At 66.4% G+C, this 18,712-nt stretch carries 14 protein-coding genes and 1 tRNA gene; 10 read left to right on the top strand and 5 right to left on the bottom strand.

Translation table 11 applies throughout. The annotated features are described in order from the left end of the window. Positions 1–5: 5 nt before the first annotated feature. Positions 6–1,910, top strand: coding sequence for a glycoside hydrolase family 13 protein (locus ACIQLF_RS17395; protein WP_400301133.1), 1,905 nt, complete (start codon positions 6–8; stop codon positions 1,908–1,910). A 25-nt stretch (positions 1,911–1,935) separates the two neighbouring features. Here the strand turns inward: ACIQLF_RS17395 and ACIQLF_RS17390 are convergent, their stop codons facing one another. From ACIQLF_RS17390 to ACIQLF_RS17375, 4 genes are all read right to left on the bottom strand, one after another. Then, a complete protein-coding gene (locus tag ACIQLF_RS17390; RefSeq protein WP_400301131.1) occupies positions 1,936–3,270 on the bottom strand; it encodes a DUF4032 domain-containing protein in 1,335 nt (444 codons plus the stop codon). 161 nt (positions 3,271–3,431) lie between these two features. Next, positions 3,432–4,559 carry an ABC transporter ATP-binding protein gene (locus ACIQLF_RS17385; RefSeq protein ID WP_387534038.1) on the bottom strand — a complete coding sequence of 376 codons (1,128 nt, stop codon included), beginning with the start codon at positions 4,557–4,559 and terminating at the stop codon, positions 3,432–3,434. A 56-nt stretch (positions 4,560–4,615) separates the two neighbouring features. Continuing rightward, entirely contained in the window at positions 4,616–5,398 is a 783-nt protein-coding gene (otsB, locus tag ACIQLF_RS17380; protein WP_400301127.1) for a trehalose-phosphatase, read from the bottom strand. 83 nt (positions 5,399–5,481) lie between these two features. Beyond that, positions 5,482–6,957, bottom strand: coding sequence for a trehalose-6-phosphate synthase (locus ACIQLF_RS17375; RefSeq protein ID WP_400301124.1), 1,476 nt, complete (start codon positions 6,955–6,957; stop codon positions 5,482–5,484). Between the two features lie 152 nt (positions 6,958–7,109). On the opposite strand from ACIQLF_RS17375, the gene ACIQLF_RS17370 reads away from it, so the two are divergent. The 9 genes from ACIQLF_RS17370 to ACIQLF_RS17330 all read left to right on the top strand — a co-directional run bounded on the left by ACIQLF_RS17370 (position 7,110) and on the right by ACIQLF_RS17330 (position 17,645). Beyond that, complete coding sequence (locus ACIQLF_RS17370) at positions 7,110–7,979, top strand: DsbA family protein (RefSeq protein ID WP_400301121.1); 870 nt, start codon at positions 7,110–7,112, stop codon at positions 7,977–7,979. Between the two features lie 173 nt (positions 7,980–8,152). Beyond that, a tRNA-Thr gene (locus ACIQLF_RS17365) sits at positions 8,153–8,229 on the top strand. A 551-nt stretch (positions 8,230–8,780) separates the two neighbouring features. Further along, the gene (locus ACIQLF_RS17360; protein ID WP_400301189.1) at positions 8,781–9,932 is read left to right on the top strand and encodes a substrate-binding domain-containing protein; all 1,152 of its coding nucleotides are present in this window, start codon (positions 8,781–8,783) and stop codon (positions 9,930–9,932) included. Positions 9,933–10,220: 288 nt separating this feature from the next. After that, a complete protein-coding gene (locus tag ACIQLF_RS17355; protein WP_400301118.1) occupies positions 10,221–11,534 on the top strand; it encodes an ABC transporter substrate-binding protein in 1,314 nt (437 codons plus the stop codon). Between the two features lie 61 nt (positions 11,535–11,595). After that, on the top strand, positions 11,596–12,528 hold the full coding sequence (locus ACIQLF_RS17350) for a carbohydrate ABC transporter permease (protein ID WP_400301116.1): 933 nt from the start codon (positions 11,596–11,598) through the stop codon (positions 12,526–12,528). After that, positions 12,525–13,448 carry a carbohydrate ABC transporter permease gene (locus tag ACIQLF_RS17345; RefSeq protein ID WP_400301113.1) on the top strand — a complete coding sequence of 308 codons (924 nt, stop codon included), beginning with the start codon at positions 12,525–12,527 and terminating at the stop codon, positions 13,446–13,448. Before ACIQLF_RS17350 ends, ACIQLF_RS17345 begins: the two co-directional genes overlap by 4 nt. Then, positions 13,445–14,464, top strand: coding sequence for a hydroxyacid dehydrogenase (locus ACIQLF_RS17340; RefSeq protein WP_400301110.1), 1,020 nt, complete (start codon positions 13,445–13,447; stop codon positions 14,462–14,464). Before ACIQLF_RS17345 ends, ACIQLF_RS17340 begins: the two co-directional genes overlap by 4 nt. A 150-nt stretch (positions 14,465–14,614) precedes the next feature. Beyond that, positions 14,615–16,642, top strand: coding sequence for a PQQ-binding-like beta-propeller repeat protein (locus ACIQLF_RS17335; protein ID WP_400301108.1), 2,028 nt, complete (start codon positions 14,615–14,617; stop codon positions 16,640–16,642). Positions 16,643–16,913: 271 nt separating this feature from the next. After that, entirely contained in the window at positions 16,914–17,645 is a 732-nt protein-coding gene (locus ACIQLF_RS17330; RefSeq protein WP_400301105.1) for a sugar phosphate isomerase/epimerase family protein, read from the top strand. On the opposite strand, the gene ACIQLF_RS17325 is transcribed toward ACIQLF_RS17330, so the two are convergent. Next, on the bottom strand, positions 17,642–18,700 hold the full coding sequence (locus tag ACIQLF_RS17325) for a LacI family DNA-binding transcriptional regulator (protein ID WP_400301103.1): 1,059 nt from the start codon (positions 18,698–18,700) through the stop codon (positions 17,642–17,644). The two genes, ACIQLF_RS17330 and ACIQLF_RS17325, sit on opposite strands and share 4 nt — an antisense overlap. Positions 18,701–18,712 lie beyond the last annotated feature (12 nt).

Below are 18,712 nucleotides of genomic sequence, written 5' to 3'. Positions count from 1 at the left end.
GCACCATGTTGGCAGCAGACTCGGCGTTGATCCATGCCCCGCACCACGACGGATCCGGGCTTTACGTCCGGGGTCCCGGCATCCCGCAACTCGGGGACGAACTGCGGGTGCGGCTGCGCGTTCCGGCCGAACCCGGCCGCACCGCCAGGGTCTGGCTGCGCAGCCTGCGCGACGGCGAACCGCACATCGAGCCGGCCGCCAGGTCCGCGGACGACGGCGCCGCCGTCTGGTTCGAGGCGCCGCTGGTGATGGCCAACCCCGTGCAGCGCTACAGGTGGTACCTTGCGTACACCGACGAGGCGGGGTTGACCGACCACCGCTGGTTCAACGCCACCGGGCTGCACCGCCGGGATGTGCCGGACGTGAACGACTTCAGGATCCACGCCGGCCGCGGCACTCCGGACTGGGTCAAGGAATCGGTCATGTACCAGGTGTTCCCCGACAGGTTCGCCAACTCGGGCGCCGAGAAGCCCGCGGCCGGATGGATGGTCGCCTGCGGCTGGGACGCCCCGGTGGAGGGCAGCGGCGAAAACACCGGCCGCCAGTTCTACGGCGGGGACCTGCCCGGCATCGAGGCGCGACTGGGCCACCTCGCGGAGCTGGGCGCCAACGTCCTGTACCTGACCCCGATCTTCCCCGCGGAGTCCAACCACCGCTACGACGCCTCGAGCTTCGACACCGTCGATCCGCTGCTCGGCGGGGACGCGGCCCTCGTCTCGCTGGTGTCCGCGGCGCACGGCCTGGGCCTGCGCGTGGTGGGGGACCTGACCACCAACCACACGGGCGCCGGGCACGAGTGGTTCCTCAAGTCCCACAGGAACCCCGGCGCAAGCGAGGGGGAGTACTACTACTTCACCGATGACCACAGCCGGTACGAGTCCTGGCTGGGCGTGCCCTCGCTGCCGAAGCTGAACTGGAACTCGGCGGCGCTGCGCGACCGCTTCATCCTGGACGAGGACTCGGTGGCCGTGCGCTGGCTGAAGGAGCCCTACAACCTCGACGGCTGGCGCATCGACGTCGGAAACATGACGGGCCGGCTGGGCGCCGACGACCTGAACCACGAGGTGGCCCGCATGCTGCGGGCCCGCCTGGAAGAGGTGAAGCCCGGTGCCATGCTGCTGGCCGAATCGACCTCGGACGCCGCCCCCGACGTGCCCGGGGACGGCTGGCAGGGAGCGGTCAGCTACACCAACTTCACCAGGCCGCTGTGGCAGTTCCTGGCCAAGGACCCGGACCCCGAGGCGCCCGGGTGGTTCTTCGGGCTGCCGCAGGCCGGGCCCGCGCGCATCGACGCCGCGGACTTCGTGACGACCCACCGCGAGTTCTCCGCCGGATACAGCTGGGAGGTGCGGCTGGCCAACGCCAACGCCCTGGACACCCATGACACGGCGCGGGCGGCCAGCCACATGATCGAGGGCGGCCAGCAGATCGCCGCGTGCGCGCAGTTCAGCTTCCCCGGGATCCCGCTGGTGTTTGCCGGGGACGAGTTCGGCCTCAAGGGGTTCAACGGCGAGGACTCGCGCACCCCCATGCCGTGGGACGCCCCGGAAAAGTGGGGTGCCGACCTGCGCGGGCTCTACGCCGCGCTTGCAGCCTTGCGCACCGAGCACCGCGCGCTGGTCGACGGGTCGCTGCGCTTCATCCACGCCCACGGTGACCTGCTGGTCTATGTGCGCGAACACGCGAGCGGATCCGTGCTGTGTCTGGTCAGCCGCGGGCCGGTGGCGGCCATCGCGGTGCCGGGCCTGCTGGCGGGATCGGAAACCGGCATCGTCATCGGCGCCCCTCTGCTGCACGTGGGCGACGCCCCGGAAGCGGCAGCGGGCGACGACGGACAGTCACTGGTCATAGCCGCCCCGGGTGCGGGCGCCGCGCTCTACGCGCTGCCAGCCCCGATCGGATGGAACTAGCCGACGGGCGCAGGCGCCACGGGGGTCACTCGCCGCCCGCGGTTTCCGGATCGAGCATCAGCCGGGCCTCGTCGCGACGGTGGCGCAGCACCGCGTCGACGTAGGACGCCACCGCCTCCTCCATGGGCACGTTGGAGCCGCGCGCCTCGGAGATGTACCAGCGGTGCTCCAGCACCTCGTGCACGATCTGCGCAGGCTCCAGCTTCCCGTGGAACTCGCGCGGGATGGCGCCGGTGATCCGGTCGAAGACGTTGGCCACCCAGTGCGCCGCCACCAGTTCCTCGTCGAGGTCCGGGTGCTTCTTGGCCCGGTAGGCGTCCATGTCGTTGAGCAGGCGCCGGGCCTGTCCCTCCTCCACATCCAGCCCGGTGAGCCGCAACAGGCGGCGGGTGTGGTGCCCGGCGTCGACCACCTTGGGCTGGATGACCAGCTGGCCGCCGTCGGGGGAGGTCTTGAGGCTGATCTCCTCCACGTCGAAGCCCAGGTCGTTGAGCCTGCGGATGCGCTCGTCGACCCGCCAGCGCTCGGACAGGTCGAAGGATTCCTTCTCGTTCAGCTCGGCCCACAGCCCGCGGTAGGCGTGCAGGATCTGTTCGCTGGTGGCGACGGGGTCGACCTTCTCCTCGATGAGCCCCGCCTCCATGAGGTCCATGAGCTCCCCGGCGATGTTCACCCGCGCGATCTCCAGGTCGTACTCGCGCTGCCCGGAGGACAGCTCCGGGTACAGCTCGCCGGTTTCCGCGTCCACCAGGTACGCGGCGAAGGACCCGGCGTCGCGCCGGAACAGGGTGTTGGACAGGGACACGTCGCCCCAGTAGAAGCCGATCAGGTGCAGGCGCACCAGCAGCAGCGCCTGGGCGTCGATGAGCCGGGTGAGGGTGTCGCGGCGCAGCTTCTGGGAGAACAGCGCGCGGTAGGGCATCGAATACTTCAGGTGCCGGGTGACAAGCACCGGCTCGAGGTCGTTGCCGTCGGTGTCCTTGCGCCCGGTGATCACCGCGACGGGTTCCACGCAGGGGGCCGCCAGCCGGCGCAGCTTGCGCAGCATGTGGTACTCGTGCCGGGCCACGTGTTCGCCGGTTTCCTTGATGGCGATCACGGACCCGCCCATCATGGCGAAGCGCACCACGTGCCGCGAGATGCCGCGCGGCAGCGGGGCCAGGGTGTCGGCCGGCCAGTCCTCAAGCCGGATCTGCCACGGCAGGTCCAGCAACGCGGGGTCGGCCGTGGCGGAGGTGATGGACAGCGAGCCTGCCACGGCGGGGCCGGCCGCGGCCGCGGCCGCGGCGTCGCGCGGAAGCTTTCCGGGCTGGACGTAGTTGGTGGGTTCGTCGTGCCATTGGGCGGTGTGGCGAATCATGGGGTGGAAACCGTCCCTTGTCGAAAGGCTCAAGTGCGCTGGATCAAGCGCGGTGGCGATGGCAAAAGAATGCCGGATGTGCAAAAGCGGCCGCATCCATGTGTGGTGAATGCGGCCGCCGTTGGCACTTGGTCCGAGCTTACCGCCCGTGGTGACCGGGCCTAGACCTCGCTGGGAACCGGTGCCGCGTGGGCGCCCGGTGCCTTGACGTCCGCCAGGCGCTCGCCGGATGCGGTGTCGAAGAGGTGGACGTGTCCGACCTTCGGCAGCACGTGCACGGTTTCGCCCTTGAACGGGGGCTTGCGGCCGTCGACGCGGACAACCATCTGGTATTCGGTGCCGCCGACGGTGGTGTGTCCGTAGACGTAGGCGTCGGCGCCGAGTTCCTCGACGACATCGACGTTCACTGCCAGGCCCTCGCCCGCGGAGACCAGGTCGAGGTCCTCCGGGCGGACACCCAGGGTCACCGAGTTGCCGGTTGCGGCCTCGAGGGTCGCGGAGGACACCGGGTAGATGGTGCCGCCGAAGGCGACGCCGCCGTTGACTGCCGGCAGTTCCAGCAGGTTCATGGCGGGGGAGCCGATGAAGCCTGCAACGAAGACGTTCTGCGGGCGGTCGTACAGTTCGCGCGGGGTGCCGACCTGCTGCAGCAAGCCGTCCTTGAGGACAGCGACGCGGTCGCCCATGGTCAGTGCCTCGACCTGGTCGTGGGTCACGTACACGGTGGTGACGCCGAGTCGGCGGGTCAGCGATGCGATCTGCGTGCGGGTCTGCACGCGAAGCTTGGCGTCGAGGTTGGACAGCGGCTCATCCATGAGGAAGACCTGTGGGCTACGTACGATTGCGCGGCCCATGGCAACACGCTGGCGCTGGCCGCCGGAGAGCGCCTTCGGCTTGCGGTCAAGGTAGTCCTCGAGGTCCAGCAGCTTTGCGGCTTCCTGGACGCGGCGTGCGCGTTCTTCCTTGTCAACGCCGGCGATCTTCAGGGCGAAGCCCATGTTGTCGCCCACGGTCATGTGCGGGTACAGCGCGTAGTTCTGGAAAACCATGGCGATGTCGCGGTCCTTGGGGGGAACGTTGGTGACATCGCGGTCGCCGATGAGGATGCGGCCGGAGTTGACGTCTTCCAGGCCTGCGAGCATGCGCAGGGAGGTGGACTTGCCACAGCCGGAAGGGCCGACCAAAACGAGGAATTCCCCGTCGGCGATTTCCAGCGAGAGCTTGTCGACGCTGGGCTTGGTGGCTCCGGGGTAGACGCGTGAAGCCTGGTCAAAAGTTACAGATGCCATGGGGCATTAATCCTTTCACGGGCAGGTACGTGCCCGACGGTCCGTTGTGAATGGAATCACAAGCTTCTCATATCGAGCACCGCTTCCAAAAGGGTTGACAATTCTCCGGGCCCATTAAGACGGAATTGTGCTCTTGTATTACCTGAACCTATTTTGACCCCGATGTCCCCGGGACGCAGGACCGCGAAGGCGTCTTCGTCCGTGACATCGTCCCCGGCGAAGAGCACGGTGGAGGCGTCTGCCACCTCGCGCAACCAGTCCAACCCCTCGCCCTTGGTTCCCGACAGCACGGTGGCTTCGAGGACTGCCTTGCCGTCCAGGGTCCAGAGGTCCTTGACGTCCTCCAGCTTTTCGTGGGCCACACGCAGCGCCCTGGAAGCGACCTCGGGGGATGTCTGGCGCACGTGCAACACCACGGAGGCCGGCTTGTATTCGAGGCTGGTTTCGGGGTTTGCGGCGACGACCATCTCCAGCACCTTGGTGGCCTTGTCCAGGGCCGCCGATTGTTTCTCATTGAGGTCGATGTGCGTGGCGTCGATGCCAAAGCTCTCCGGGGCCCAGCGTTCGGTGCCGTGGCTGCCCACCAGCAGGGTTTCCGTCGGCGGGTTTGCCACGGCGCGAAGGGATGCCAGATCGCGCCCCGAGATCAAGGCCGTGACGGTGTTTTCCGTGGACGCGAGCCTGGACAACAACTCGGCGGAGGCCGGCAGCGGCCGGGCATCGTCGGGGTGATCGACAAGCGGCGCCAAGGTTCCGTCGAAGTCGAGCGCGACAAGGAGTATCTGGGTTTCGGCCAGGGTTTCGATGGCGTCGGCGAGTTCTGGCGACAGAGGTCCCATGGGTTTGTGCCTGGGTCCTTTCAAGGTTGGAGCGGAAAACGCCCGGCTGGATGGCCAGCGAGGCGGCGTTGCCCAGTCCGTTGCTAGACGAGGGTGTCGACCGGCAGGGGCTGGGACAACGCGGTCAGGAACGTGTCGGACCATCGGGCCACGTCGTGTTCCTTGAGGTGCCGGCGCATCCTGCGCATGCGCCTGGAGGAGTCGAGCGGATCCATGTGCACGGCGCGCAGGATTCCGGTCTTCATGCCGTCGATGTCGTGCGGATTCACCAGCACCGATTGCGTGAGCTGGTCCGCGGCGCCGGCGAATTCCGAGAGCACCAGCATGCCGCTGTTGTCGGTGTGGGCGGCCACGAATTCCTTGGCGACCAGGTTCATGCCGTCGCGCAGGGCGGTGACCAGCATGATGTCGGCGGCCAGGTAGAGGGCAATCATTTCCCGCAACGGGTACGAATGGTGCAGGTAGCGCACTGCCGTGTGGCCCATGGTGTCGTGCTCGCCGTTGAGCGAACCGACCATGAGCTCAACCTGGTCACGCAACTGGGCGTAGCGTTCGACGTTTTCACGGCTGGGGCTGGCCACCTGGACCAGGCAGGTCTCGCCAACCACCAGGTCGCCGTCGGCCAACAATTCGCCGTAAGCCTTCAGCCGGTGCCTGAGTCCCTTGGTGTAGTCGAGCCGGTCGACACCCAGAAGCACCGTCTTGGGGTTGCCCAGTTCCTTGCGGATTTGCTTGGCCCGGGCAATGATCTCCGGATCATGGGCAAGCTCGGCAACCTGTGCCGTGTCGATGGAGATCGGATGGGCCTCGGCACGGCAGATGTTCCTGGTCGAGGCGCTGCCGTCCAGTTGAGCAGGCGGAATCGCCCACGAGCCCTTGACGGTGCGGTCCGTGTAGCGGCGCATGCTGCGCAGGAAATTGCTGGCGTCCGCCGTGCGCTGGAAGCCCACCAGGTCGGCCCCGGCCAGGCCCTCAAGGATCTGCCGCCGCCAGGGAAGCTGGGAAAAAATCTCGGGGGAAGGGAACGGGATGTGGTTGAAGAAACCGATGCGCAGGTCGGGGCGGAGCTCGCGCAGCAACTTGGGCACCAACTGCAATTGGTAGTCCTGCACCCACACGGTGGCGCCCTTGTTGGCGACGTTGGCGGTGGCCTCGGCGAATCGCTTGTTGACCTTCTTGTAGTTGTCCCACCACGTGCGGTGGAACTCCGGGGGGACAATGACGTCGTGGTACAGCGGCCAGAGCGTTGAGTTGGAGAATCCCTCGTAGTACAGCTCGAGGTCCTCCTCATCCAGGGGCACCGGAATCAGGTGGATGTTCTCGTTCTCGAAGGGTGCGAGTTCTTCGCCCGTGGCCCCGTGCCAACCGACCCAGGCGCCATCGGATTCCTGCATGACCGGTGCGATGGCGGTGACCAATCCACCCGGCGAACGACGCCACAGCAGTTCTCCGTCTTCTCCCTCAACCCGGTCCACCGGCAACCGGTTGGCAACCACAATAAAGTCGTAGCCCCGATGTTCGGGGGCAGGTGAGGGCTCGTGATCTTGATCGGCCATCATAGTGATCCTCCAGTTCGCGAACGCCTAATTGTCCTTGAGCCTAGGTTAGCTTCGACACGGACGCGACACTATGACGCCGAGGAACGCCGCGTCAGTGCCCTAAACTGGTGAAGTTGGGGGAGTACCAAACCTACGTAAGGGACGATTGACCTATGGCATCCGAAAGCCAGCGGCCGAACAAGGCCGACCGCACCGCGAGCGCGCGCGAGCAGGCGCAGAAAATGCGTGTTGCCCAGGAAGCCGCGGACAAACGCAAATCACTGTTCATCAAGCTCGGCGTTCTCGTTGCAGTCCTGGCGGTGGTCGCCCTTGTCGCCGCCATCATCCTGCAGAACAACTCGGGCAAGGTCGCCGACGCGGGCAACGCACCCAAGGGCGGCAATGCCGCCGGCGGCATCACGCTGACCTCGGACAAGACGCTGGCCGACACGTCCGGCATCACGGTTGATGCCACCAAGGCAGGCACTCCTCCGCAGGGCTCGACTCCGCCACCGGCGGCTCCACGCGACGCCAAGGCATCGGCCAAGGGCGAGCCGGTCAACCTGCTCATTTACGTGGACGTCAACTGCGTGCACTGCGCAGATTTCGAGACCCAGTACGCCGACCAGATCGCCAACTGGCTTGCCGCCGGCGACGTCAACGTGGAATACCGCAACGTTGCCTTCCTCGACCGTGGTTCACCGACAAATTACTCCTCGCGCGGTGCCAATGCACTGGCCTGCGTTGCGGACGCCGCACCGGCTTCCTACCTGCCGTTCTCCAAGGCATTGTTCGCCCACTACCCGCAGGGCGAGATGAACAACAAGGCCCTGGCCCAGTTGGCCAAGGACAACGGCGCGGATGTCGCCAGCTGCATCGACAAGGGGACCTTCCGCCCGTTCGTGAAGTTCACCGACACGGCGGCCCGCGTGGATGCCATTGCAGGCACCCCGAGCATCTTCGTTCAGGGCAAGGTTTGGGACCAGACCGCGAACCCGGACTTCGTTTCCTTCGTGAACGAACAGATCGCTGCCAACAAGTAAACAAAAGGCACCGCATCTTCACGATGGCCGGGTTCCGGACCGCTTCTGGCGGTCGGGAACCCGGCCATACGTTTCCCTGCGGTTCGAGCCGGGCCTCGTCGGTTTTATGCTGCGGGTAATTGTCGGCTACGCTTGATTCTGCACTCGCGTTGCAAACATGCGATGAGTTGCACGCCTCCTTAGCTCAGTTGGCCAGAGCACCTGTCTTGTAAACAGGGGGTCACCGGTTCGAATCCGGTAGGAGGCTCCACCGAAATCCCCGTGGTTTCGCGGCAGAAATGCCCGAAAATCACGGGGATTTTTCGTTTCCTGGCAGCGGTACAAACTTCCGTGTATTTCCGGAAGTTTCCGATCCTAACCAAGGACCGCCACCCCCAGCCCCCGTCTAAGCATCGAATGAGCCCCACCCGATCTGTAAGGAAAGGACATAGGTCTTTTTCGTGCGCCTCGGTAAGTGAACGCAGTCGCCACCCGCATCGAGCCGGTCCAAGAAGGAAAAACACCATCCCGTTCATACACACTGGCCGGAAGGCAAGTCCGGGAACCGCTCCAGGCATGCAGACGATGCCGAATTGGGCATTGAACATCTGCCTCACTCTTCGTGCTCGGGCGCAAGTTGGCGGCTCGGGGCGGCAACGTGCCGACGCACAATCGATCGAACCCGCAATTGCGTCGAAAATGCCTCTCGACTTGAGCTTTCGAGTAACAGTTGCGTTTAAAAGTCTTGACTGAACACATTGACTCCGAATTGGTTCATACTGAACGTAATGCACAATACTAAACAAATTGGAGGGCGTGTCGATGATGATTGAGGAACGACAGAATCGGATCCTTCGCGAACTGGCCCTTCGGGGATCGCTGAATGCCGCGGATTTCGCGCGCAGTTTGGGGATTTCTGGCATGACGGTCCGACGCGATCTCGCCCTCCTGGAAGAGCAGGGGGCGCTGCAGCGCGTTCACGGCGGGGCGATTGCCGTTGCGGAACGTTTCGGGGATTCCGGAGGCCGTGCCCAGCGAAACACCGGCAGGAGCGGCGGCAACCCGGGGTCCGTTTCCCCGGGCGGAAAGACCAACCCGCATGTCCCGGGGCAGCGACCGCTTGCCACCATCGGAATGGTCGTTCCTACGTCGAAGTACTACTTCCCAGGAGTCATCAGGGGGGCAGAAGCCGCGGCGTCAGAGCTCGGCGTCAGGCTGGTGCTCGGCGTCTCAAACTACTCGCCGGCCGAAGAACAGCGGCAAATACAACGTCTGCTCAAGAGCGGCGTCGATGGGTTATTGGTGACTCCCAGCGCAGAACGCCTGGCCGGAACGCCCACGCTGGATCTCCTGGCCTCGGCGGAAGTTCCGGTTGTCGTCGTTGAGCGGTCGATTGGCGATGTCCTGGACGCCGGCAGGCTCGAATCCGTCCAGAGCGACCACGTCCGCGGCGCAGAGATTGCTGTGACACACCTATTGTCGCTGGGCCATCGAAAAATCGCTTTGTGCACCCGCAAGGACAGCCCCACGGCGTCGCATATCGAGGAGGGCTATCGCCTGTCGACGCAAAATGCGGGGCTTGCGCCCGATGCCGACCTGACGGGCGTCACGTACGACACCAGCGACCCCGAAAAGCTCCGTGAGCAGATGAGCTGCATTGTCGACCGGTTCGTAGATGCCGGAGCCACCGCGGCCATCATCCACAACGACGAGGACGCGCTCACGTTTGCGGACCTGTGTGAAGCGCGAGCGCTCCGCATTCCAGAGGATTTCGCGGTGGTGGCATACGACGATGAAGTTGCGTCCTTGGGAGCAGTGCCGCTGAGTGCGGTGGCGCCGCCAAAGTTCGACGTCGGCTACCACGCCCTGCAAATGTGCTTGAACCGTCTGGGGCCCAAGCGCCGGTGGGAACTTGCCGTGCAGCGGGTCAGCCTGTCGCCGACGCTGGTCGTCAGGGAATCGACGGCCAAGTAGCCTGCTGGGCAGGGATGCCCCGGCGCTCGTGCGCTTCCCCCTGAACGGATTAGGTTGGGCCTGGCATCAGGGCCGGGCCCCCTACGAGGTGCCCGCATGGATGCTGACCGAATGAATGCCGAATGGGCTTGGCGCGCCGTGTGACCCACGAGCCGAGGGTAGCACTCGACTTGGAATGTTCACCTTTGTTCACTTTGTTTACTTCGTTCAGAACTGCGTGTTTTATGGATCTATCGCATCCGACGGTGATTACCGTCACCACCGCATCATGGATTTCAAGGGAGAACAATGAAGCGTCGCAAACTGCTCATCGGGGTAGCCGGTCTGGCCAGCAGCGTCATGTTGCTTGCCGCCTGTGGATCGGCTTCCGGTCCGTCCGCTGCCCCCGTTTCAACCGGCGATCCCGCGGGATCCATTACCTTCTGGTCGTCGCTGGCCGGCATGGATCAGGTCGCCGCCGCATTCAACAAGAGCCAAGACAAGATCACCGTCAATTTCGAAACCATTCCCCAAGGCGCCAGCGGTGGATACGCCAAGCTGTCCACCGCAATCACGGCCGGCAACGGCCCCGATGTCGCGACCATCGAGTATCCGCAGCTGCCGCTGTTCGTCAGCAACGGCCAGGTCCAGCCGTTGAACGGTCTGATCGACGAGGCCGAAACCGTTGACAAGTTGGCCACCGAAATTCGCGGCCAGATCGAATTCGGCGACAAGATCTACGGACTGCCCTACGATGCGGCCCCCATGGTCATGTACTACCGCCAGGACATGCTCAAAAAGGCCGGCGTCGAGGTTCCCAAGACCTGGGCGGAATTCGAGGAGGCCGGCAAGAAACTCAAGAAGGTCGCCCCCGATTCCTACCTGGCAAGCTTCAACCCGAACGAAGTTGCAGCGACCGCGGGCCTGGCTTGGCAGGCAGGCGGCAGCTGGTTCGATGTCGCAGACGACAGCTGGAAGATCGGCATCAACGATGCCGCCACCAAGAAGGTGGCAGACTTCTGGCAGAAGATGATCGACGCCGACCTCGTCAAGGTCTCGCAGGCCTACAGCGATGAATGGAGCCTCGACCTTTCCAACGGAACGGTGGCCAGCGTCGTTGGCGCCAACTGGAGCGCCACCGGCATCCAGAAGCGCACCGAGGCCAGCGGCCAAAAGGGCAAGTGGATTGCCGCGCAGCTGCCCAACTGGGATGCACCGGCCGGTGCCTTCTACGGCGGATCCAGCTTCAACATCACCAAGAGCAGCCAGAACCCTGCCGCCGCGGCCGAGTTCATCAAGTACCTGACCACCAACCCGGAAGCCATCAAGGCCCGCGGCAACACCGGATCTGCATTCCTGGCATTCCCCGGCCTGACCCCGGTGGCGCAAGAGGCCTTTGACGCCAGCTACTTCGGCAACGACATTTACGGGGTCTTCGAGTCCGCCTACAAGACGGTCTTGCCGGACTGGCAATGGGGCCCGAACTGGGATGTCACCAACACCGCAATGAAGGACGCCTACGGGAAGCTCAGCACCGGGGGAACCCTCGGCGAGGCAGTCGACACCGCGCAAACCGCGACGGTTGACGGGCTGAAGCAAAGCGGCCTGTCCATCGCAGAGTAGCACCACCCCCTTTCCGGGTTGCCGCCGCACGGCGGCAACCCGGCCCAGTTAGGAGATCCCCATGGCCCCCGAGGCCCCCACATCCGTTCGGCGCACGACGCGCTCCACGGTCACAGGCACAGGCGGCAGGACCGCTTCGCTGTTCCTGGTCCCGTTCTTCACCCTGTTCGCGGTCGCCATCATCGCGCCGGTCGTCTATTCGATAGTGCTCAGCTTCTACACCCAGCAGAAGTCGGGCCTGGGCTTCGGCGAGGCCAAGACGGTCTTTGTCGGGTTGGAAAACTATGCACAGGTTTTCGCCTCGGAGTCGTTCGTCGGCGGCATCCTCCGTCTGGGCCTCTACTGCCTGATCTACATCCCGCTCATGGTGGGCGGGGCCATCGTCTTCGCCCTCCTGCTTGACGCGACGGTGGCAAAGGCCCGCAAGCTCTTCCAGCTGCTGGTGTTCCTGCCGCACGCGGTACCCGGCGTCATCGCGGCCCTGATCTGGGCCTACCTCTACACCCCGGGCATCAGCCCGCTGGTCCAGGCGCTGGAAAGCGGCGGCATCCAGATCAACTTCCTGGATGCCAACATGGTGCTTCCCGCGATCGTGAACATCGGGGTCTGGGAGTGGACCGGCTACAACGTCATCATCATCTTCACCGCCCTGCAGGCGGTTCCACGCGAGATCCTGGAGGCCGCCCGGGTGGACGGCGCCGGGGACATCCGCATTGCCATGGGCATCAAGATGCCCATGATCCTGCCGGCACTGAGCGTGATCATGCTCTTCACGATCATCGGCACCCTGCAGCTGTTCACCGAACCGACCATCCTGGCCAAGGCCACGCCGTCCATCACCAGCAGCTGGGTCCCCAACATGTGGGCCTATGACGCCGCCTTCATCAGGCACGACCTGAACCAGGCCGCGGCCGCTTCGATCATCATTGCCGGGTTGGCAGCGTTGCTGTCGCTACTCGTCACCCGCTTGAGCTCCAGGATGAACAAATCATGAGCACAAATACTATGACCAAACCTGCCCCCGCACCCGCAAAACCTGCGCCCAAGGCGGCCAAGCCACCAAAGGCGCAAGCCCACCGCAACGGATTCATCAGCACCTTCACCGTCAACGGCCTGCTGATCCTGGGCTCCGCCTACATGGTCGTCCCCGTGCTGTGGCTGCTCTTCGCCTCCACCAAGAACACCACCGACCTATACGGAACCGGCGCATACTCCTTCGGCGATTTCTCGCTCTTCGAAAACATCGGCAACGTCCTTGCCCAGGACAACGGGGTGTTCCTGCGCTGGATGGGCAATTCGGTCCTCTATGCCGGCGTCGGGGCCGTGCTGGGCGGGCTCATCTCCGTCATGGCCGGCTACGCGTTCGACAAGTTCGAGTTCCGCGGCAAGAACTCCTTGTTCGGCCTCGTGCTGGTGGGAGTGCTGATCCCCAACACCGCCACGGTGCTGCCCATGTACCTGCTGGCCTCGCTGGTGGGAGTGACAAACACCGTCTGGGCCGTGCTCATCCCCGTGATGTGCAATCCCTTCGGCGTCTACCTGGCCCGCGTCTACTCGGCGTCGTACGTCCCGGCGGAAACGCTCGAGGCCGCCCGCATGGACGGCGCCGGACCCATCCGCTCGTTCTTCTCGCTGGCGCTGCCCATGATGATGCCCGGTTTCGTCACCATCGCCCTGTTCCAGTTCGTCGGGGTGTGGAACAACTTCATGCTTCCGCTGGTCATGCTCCAGGACCAGAAGCTGCTGCCGGTCAGCGTGGGCATCTCGATCTGGCAGGGCTTCGCGGTTCCGCAGCCCGACTTCGTGCCCATGGTGATCACCGGATCGCTGCTCTCGCTGGTTCCGCTGCTGCTGGCCTTCATCTTCCTGCAGCGCTTCTGGAAGTCCGGCATGAACGCGGGGAGCATCAAGTGAGCGCCCCGTCATCCCGACTCAACGTCGCCCTCGCGATGCCCCAGGACGTGGCCCGAAGGGTGTTCCCGGACCGGCTCCTGGAAAGGCTCAAACCCGAACTGAACCTGCTGAGCGCCGAGCCGCTCCAGGAATTCGACTCGCCGCGCTCCCGCTCGCTGCTGGCCCGCACCGACATCCTCATCACCGGGTGGGGCTGCCCGAAGCTGGACGAAACCGTGCTCGATGCCGCACCGAACCTGCGGTACATCCTGCATGCGGCCGGCAGCGCCAAGCACCACGTCGGCCAGGCCTGCTGGGACCGGGGCCTGCAGGTGAGCACCGCCGCCGACGCGAATGCCGTTCCAGTCGCCGAGTACACGGTGGCCATGATCCTGCTGGCGAACAAGAACGTCCTGCAGCTGGCGCGGATCGTGCACACCTTGCACTCGGCCGTGGAACCCGAGGACCACTTCCCGCAGCTGGGGAACTTCCGCAAGCGGGTCGGCATCATCGGTGCCTCGAAGATCGGCCGGCACGTGATCAGGCTGCTGCGCTCCTACGACCTGGAGGTCGTGGTCGCGGACCCGTACCTGGAGCCCTCGGCGGCGGCCGAACTCGGTGTCCAACTGGTGAGCCTCGACGAACTGGTGGCCAGCAGCGACGTCGTGTCACTGCACGCGCCCTCGCTTCCATCCACCCTGCATATGATCGATGCCCGGCAAATCGCCCGCTTCCGCACCGGGGCCACCTTCATCAACACCGCCCGCGGCGAACTGGTTGACCAGGACGCGCTGCTGCACCGTATCGAGCAGGGCGACCTGTATGCGGTGCTGGACGTGACCACGCCATGGTCGCTGCCGCCGGACTCGGGTTTCTACGTGAACCCGAACGTGCTGCTGACCCCGCACGTGGCGGGTTCCCTGGGCAGCGAACTCGAGCGCATGGCCGCCAGCACCGTTGAGGAAGCCCTCCGGCTCTCCCGCGGGGAACCGCTGCAGTTCCGGCTGCGCGCCGCGGACCTGGCCTTCACCGCCTAAGGAAGAGCCCGAACCGGCCGGCCGCGGCGCGCGAAGCTGCACCGTGGACCCGCCAACCAGCCTGCAAACCGAACGACCCGTCACCGATAGACCGACCAAATAAACAACCACAAATAGCCCAGCCACCGCATGCGCAGCAAAGGACGATCCATGACGAACCCACATCTCAGCAGACGAACCCTCCTGCAGGCCGGCGGCACCGTCGGACTGGCCGCGGCCCTGGGCCTCGCAGGGGCCGGGGCGGCACACGCATCCTGGCTGCCCGCTGGCCGCCCGGGGGACCCAGGCCCCGAGATCCTGGACCTGGGTCCCGCCGTGGTCCAGTTCGGGTTGATGAGCTCCATCCTGGTCGGGGACGTGGTCTACATCGGATCGCGCAACGTCGAGCCCGTGCGGGTCGTCGCCTACCACGTGCCCACCGGCAAGGTCGTGGGCCAGACCGAGCTGGCCACGGGGCACAGCATCCAGACGCTGGCAGCGGATGCCGCCGGCCGCTACCTTTACGCGGGTGTCCTGCAGAAGTCGACGGGCCCGCAGGCGAACCTCTACCGCTGGGACCTGGCCTCGCTGTCCGTGCCGGCGACGCCGATCGGCCGCATCGGCGACCGCGACGTCCGCGACCTCAGCGTCGCACCCGACGGACGGCTCTACGCGGTGGGCGGCGGCAGCCCAACGGCCCCGGCCCTGTGGGAGTACAACCCCGCCAGCGGCCTGATCGCAAACCTCGGCATCCCGGACGCCGGGGCCACCCTGGCGCGGGCCGTCGCCGCCACGGACGAGACCGTCTTCTTCGGGGCCGGCAGCACCCTGGGTGGCGGCGGCAGCGCCGGGCGCGCCTGCCTGCACGCCTACGACAGGGCGAGCCGTACCTTCAAGCCGGTCACGCCCGCCGAGATGCTGGCGGATCCCAGCATCCGGGACCTGGCCATCCTCGGGGGCAAGCTCCTGGTCAGCTCCGCGGCCTCGACCCAGCAGTCGAAGGTCGCCCTGATGGACCCGAAGGATCCTGCTTCCTACGCGCTGGCAACGTCGATCGGCAAGACGGCCAAGAACTTCGCCGCTATCGGCTCCGACGTGTACTTCGCCAACGAATCCGGCCTGTGCAGGTACTCCGTCGCATCGAACTCGATCTCGCAGGTGGAGGCCGGCGGACCGGCGCTGGGCGAAATCTGGGGAGTCGACGCCCGGGACGGCAAGGTCCTGGTGACCTCCGCCTACGGCTTCATCGCCGAGATCGACCCCGTCACGGGGGACTCGGCGGTCCGCGACCTCGGCGAGGCGGGCGCGGCCTCCACCGCGCAGACAGCCATGGGGCTGGCCGCCGGCGGCGGATACATCTACGTCGGCGGCAACGGCGTGATCGCCCGCCACTCCACGGCAACCGGGGAAGTGCTCAACCTGCAGGCGCAGGGCGAGGCCAAGGACGCCGTCGTCGTGGACGGGGTTTTGTACACGGGCCAGTACAGCTCGCAGGGAATCTGGACCTACGACCCGGCCGGCGGCAAGCCGATCCACCAGGCCGCGGACTTCCCGGGGGCCCAGAACCGTCCGCTGGACGTGTGCTGGGACGCGGAGAACAAGCTGGTGCTGGTCGCGGCACAGTCGGACACCGAGGGCGGCGGGTCGTTCTGGACCTACGACCCGGGCACCGGGGCCAAGCAGTGCTTCGTCAACCCGATCGACGACGTGCAGCTGCTGCGCGCGGTGGCCACCCGCGAGGGCGTCGCCTACCTGGGCGGCGGGCTTTCCTCGCTGGAGGGCGCGGGCACGGTGGTTGCCTTCGACCCGGTGGCGGGCAAGGAATTGTGGCGGATCGAACCGGGGATGGGTTCCGGGCTCGCGGCCCTGGCCGTGCAGGGCAAGTACCTTTACGGGCTCACGCGCAAGGGCAGGCTCTTCGTGATCGACGTGCCCAAGCGCCGCATCGTGCACCGCTCCGACATCAGCGCGGTGTCCAGGGGCTTCGGCGCGCTGGTGGCCAACCGCGGGGTCGTCTACGGCGTCTCCGACACCACGGTGTTCCGCTTCGACCCCAAGACGTTCGCTGTCACCACGGTGCTGGCCGACACCCGTGGCGGCTGGTACAGCGGATCCCACATCACCAACGACGAATCCGGCTACCTCTACACCATGCGCGGCCGCAACCTGGTGCGCATCGACGACCACCCGCGGCGCTAGCGCCCCGGGGCTGGAAAACGGCGTCCGGCGGCGGCACCTGGGTGGGTGCCGTCGCCGGGCGCCGCTCGTGCCGCCGGAGCGTGGTGCCGGATTGACCGGTCCGTTGAGCCGCCCGTTGGAACCAAGAACCAAGAACCCAGAGCCCTGAACCGGGATCCGCCGGATCCCCTTCCCGAATGCGAGCGTCCCGATGATTTCCGTTCCGTACACCCTGCCCGGCCGCCCGGCGGCCCCCCGGCCACCAGCCTTGTTGGGTGCGGGGCTCTGTTCGGTGACGCTGCGTAAGCTGGGCATCGAACAGGTGGTTGCCGCCGCGGCCGCGGCCGGGCTGTCCGGCATCGAGTGGGGGAGCGACGTCCACGTGGTCGATGCCGCATCCGCCGACCTGGCGCGCGAGGCCTGCGCCGCGGCCGGCTTGCGGGTTTTCTCGCTCGGGTCCTACTACCGGGCCGGCGGCTTCGGCGACTTTGACGTGGTGGCTGCGCTGGCAGCCCGCTTGGGGGCGCCACGCATACGCATTTGGGCCGGGGAGACCGAGCCCGCGGACGCCGACGAGGACACCTGGGAGGCGGTCGTTGGGGACACCCGGCGCATCGCGGGGATCGCCGCGGCGCAGGGGCTCGAGCTGGCCTTTGAGTTCCACGGCGGTTCGCTCACCAGCACCGTGGATTCGACCCTCGAGCTGCTGGCCCGCGTGGACCGCCCGAACGTCGGCACCTACTGGCAGCCTGCCCAGGGCCTCGGCGACCGGGAGGCCCTGGAATCGCTGCGCCGGGTGATCGGGCACGTCAGGGGAGTCCATTGCTTCTCCTGGTGGCCGGCAACCGAGCGACTTGCGCTGGAAGAACGGGCGCAACTGTGGCGCGACGTGGCCGCCGTCCTGCTGGAACACGGGCGCGGGATGGACCTGATGCTTGAGTTCGTCGCGGGAGACAGCGCTGATCAAGTGACCTCGGATGCCGCCTTCCTGCGCACGCTCACAGAGGGGCCGGCTCCGGCCTAATTGCCGCCCGTCCGGGAACCGGTCGAGGTGCTGTGGCGCAGCACCACGGTGCCCTCGACGGCGGAGGGGCCAGCGTCGACGTTGATGGCACCCAGGGTGGCAATCCTGCCGAGCTCCTCCAGCGGCAGGACCACGGTGGACAGCGCCGGCTGGAAGTCGCGCAGCCATTCGATGTCGTCGAACCCGGCCAGTGCGGCGTCCCGCGGAACCTCGAGCCCGTGTTCGCGCAGCGCGGCGGCCACGCCGATGGCCATCACGTCGTTGCAGGCGAAGATGCAGGGCCGCGGCGCCCCCTCTTCGGCGAGCTTCCGGGCGATCTCGTTGCCGGCGTCGAAGCCGCCGTTCCTGTTGAAACCGGTGCGCAGCACGTCCGCCGCCGGCCGTCCCGCATCGGCCAGTCCCCGCTGGAAACCGCGGATCCGTTCGTCCGAGGTGGCCAGGCCCTCCGGACCGCCCACGATCACGAACGGGCCCGCGTGGTCCCGGGCCAAGGCGAGTGCCAGCTCGTGCGCGAGGGCCTCGTGGGGAATCCCGACGGTGTGGACGGAGCCGGTTTCGGCGACCCCCGCGACCGGCTGGCCCAGCGTGCCGACGCGGCCCCCGTTGCGGCAATAGCGGTCGAGTTCGACCGCCAGTTCGGCATTGGCGTCCGCGTCCTCGGGGCGCGTGGAACGCGAGCCGGCCAGGATGATCGATTCCGCCCTCCGCCCGGCAAACGCCATGACAGCCTCTTTTTCGGACGCCGGGGTGCCGTCGGTGGTGGCCAGCAGCACCATGCGGTGTTCCTGCCGGGCTGCGGCCTGGACGCCCCGGGCGATGGCGGAGAAGTAGGGGTCGGCGATGTCGTGCACGATCAGCCCGATGAGGCCCGTGCTGGATTTGGCCAGGGCCTGGGCCTGGGCGTTTGCCACGTAGCCCAGGGACGCGGCGGCGTCGCGGACGCGCTCTGCGATGCCTTCGGCGGGCTTCCTCGCGGAGCCGTTGAGGACCCGGGAAGCGGTTGCCTGTGAGACTCCGGCCAACTTGGCCACTTCGGCCAACGTGCTTGCTGCCACGGGTTTTCCTTT

It is taken from the genome of Paeniglutamicibacter sp. NPDC091659, from assembly GCF_044756805.1.
Taxonomy (GTDB): domain Bacteria; phylum Actinomycetota; class Actinomycetes; order Actinomycetales; family Micrococcaceae; genus Paeniglutamicibacter.
The sequence above is the reverse complement of the archived record's forward strand: the minus strand, read 5'-3'. Positions and strand labels throughout refer to the sequence as shown.